The following is a 2,675-nucleotide window of genomic DNA, read 5'->3' as shown; positions in this document are numbered from 1 at the left end:
TTGAGGGTTTTGAGGGAGAGGAAGCTTACCGCAGAGGAGAAGAAGTATGCAGCTACAATTGCAAAGGACTTGATCGATATAGCTTCAGATCCACCTGAAGGAAACCCAGATAGGGAAGAGGAGGAGTATGAGGAGGTTAGGCGTAGAGCTAGAGCCATAAGGGGACCAAAGCTATTCCCAGTTTAAACATTCATGGATGTTCATATGGTGATTTAAGGTGAGTTTAAGGGTAGTTGGGGATATGGATGTTTGGAAGGCAGTATTCGATTTGCTTACATCGAATACTGATAAGCCGATTGTTAGGTTCACTTCAGATGGTTTGGAAGCCAAGAATATGGATCCAAACCATATGACTCTATATGATTTCAGATGCTTCCCTGAAGCTTTCAGGGAGTATGAGTGTCCAGTTGAAGTCTACGTGAAGCTTGATGAGTATGGTTTGAAGGGGGCTTTGAAGGGGGCTAGGAAGGGGGAGGTGGCATTGTGGATTGATGGTGAGGATTTGAAGTTCGGTGGAGAGATCGTTGGGAGGGTTTTGAAGCCTGGGGAAGCTGAATTTCCAAGTAAACCTGAATTTCGCTATGTGAACACTGTTTTGCTTGATGCAGTTTTGTTTAGGAGGTTTCTAATGCATTCTAGGAGGGCTGGTGCAGATTACATTCGATTTGCATGGGATTATGAGGGGAGGGAGCTTAACGTTGCAGCAGTTGATAGTTCATGGGATGTATACATTGAAATTCCAAAGGAGCATTTAATTGAACCTGAAATTGGGGCTACATGTAGTAGCACATATAGTTTGCCTCTAATTGAACAGTTCCTCCCACCATCAGCTGTGAAGGAGAAGTCTGTAATTGAAGTTAATATGACTGATGCCGATGATATGCCAATATACGTTTATGCAAGGGATTTCTATCCATATTACATTGAATTCAAGTTTTGGGTTGCACCACAAATATTTAGTAGTCCACCTAAAGTCTTCAAGAAGACTCTGCCAGTTAAGGTTGCAGGTGGAATGTTGCATTATGATGATGCAACGTTGATTTTCGAGCATCTATACTCCAATACAGATGAACCTGAATTGTATTTTAGGGAGGATGGTGTTGAAGCTAGGAATATGGATAGATATAGGACGACATATGCAAGGCTATATGCTTCAAGATACCTCTTCTATGAATATTCATGTGTAAAGCCAATATATGTCTCGAACTTCAGGAATAGTAGGGATAGGGTTAAGGAGTTGATTGCAATTTCAAATCTATTCAAGCATGATGTCGAGTTCACTGTTAGGGAGGATAACAACGTATACTATGATAAGACCGTTATAGGCTCAGTTAAGGAGAGGCAAGAGTTCAAGGAGCCTGAAGTTAAGATTGAGCTTAAAAACATGTTTGAAATTAGCAGCAAGGATTTCATTAAAATGTTTAGGGATGTTGAGAAGAAGGTTAAGGCTGAAAGGGAGGTTTCAGTTAGGTATTTTGCAATTGCATATGATTCCAAGTGGCCTAGGAGGGCAATGCTATACTTCATGGATGAAACTGGAGAGGTGTTTGAGGAAGTTGAAGTTCCAGAGGAGTTGGTGCAGTGGGATGTTGGTAGATTCATGTCTGGCTTCGACATAGACCTCGTTGAGCAATTCTTCACATCAACACTTGCAAAGAGGGATGTCAAGTTGAGGGTTTCATTTGACAGTTACATGCCATTGAAGCTTGAAACCGACTTTTTCACTGCATATATAGCTCCAAACGACATTCCAATTAAGAGGGCTGTTGAGAAGCTTGGATGGATCAAGCCTTTAACTGAAGATGACATAATTGACATATTGATTTGGAAAGCTCATGAAAGGGTTTCAAGGGATGAAATTGAGAATACACTTAAAAGGAAGTTTGTTGATGTCGAGAAGCTAAGTGAAGTTTTAGATAAAATGATTAGGGAGGGGAAGGTTAAGAGGGTTGAGGAGGGGTGGACATCATACTACACTCTACCAGAAGCCCCAACAGTATTGAAGCCTTTAACTGAAGAAGTAATTTTGAAGACGATCAAGGACTTATGTGATTCATGGAATACAGATGCAATAGGCTTTAATGAGCTTAAAGCAGTTCTAGGGAAGGAGTATCAAACCGAGCCACTATATGACATGCTACATAGACTTGAAGAGAAGGGGTTGGTTGAATCTAAGCCTTCACCTAGCAAGCCAAGTGGACCTGTAAGGGTGGATATGCGTGGATACTGGGCTTTGAAGACATCTAAACCTGAGGAAGCAGTTAAGAGGGCTGAGGAAGTTAAGCTTAAGCCTTTAACAAAGGATGTCGTGCTATCAGTCATTGAGAAGTTGAATGATGAGGTTGGTGAAAACGTTAAGATCGATGATGTCTTGAGGAGGCTTACGGATGAGGGGTATGATACTGCTGAATTGAGCAAGTTCATTGATGAATTGAAGTCCGATAAAGCCGTAACTGTAACTTTGGATGGAAGGATAGTTTCGAGTAAGTATCTTGAGAAGGTTAAACCTAAACCCCCACCAGTTCCACCTGGCTACGTTAGAGTACACTTCAAACGTGACATGGTAAGATATATTGGCATGGATAGGAGGTATTATGGTCCATTCAAATCATGTGAGGAAGCAGTTATCGAGAAGAGTTTTGCAGATGCATTCAAGAGGCATGGATATGTCGAAG

2 protein-coding genes are annotated in these 2,675 nt (G+C 41.4%); both read left to right on the top strand.

What is annotated here, in order from left to right; all coding sequences use genetic code 11:
* On the top strand, window positions 1-186 hold a 186-nt coding region (locus MRT15_RS09780), incomplete at its 5' end, for a hypothetical protein (protein ID WP_304329908.1).
* A 31-nt stretch (window positions 187-217) separates the two neighbouring features.
* The coding region (locus tag MRT15_RS09775; protein ID WP_304329907.1) for a hypothetical protein at window positions 218-2,675 on the top strand (2,458 nt) is incomplete at its 3' end.

The organism is Candidatus Culexarchaeum yellowstonense (genome assembly GCF_024707025.1).
In the GTDB taxonomy this organism is placed as follows: Archaea; Thermoproteota; Methanomethylicia; order Culexarchaeales; family Culexarchaeaceae; genus Culexarchaeum.
Note: the sequence above shows the minus strand (reverse complement) of the source record. Positions and strands in the feature narration are given on the sequence as shown.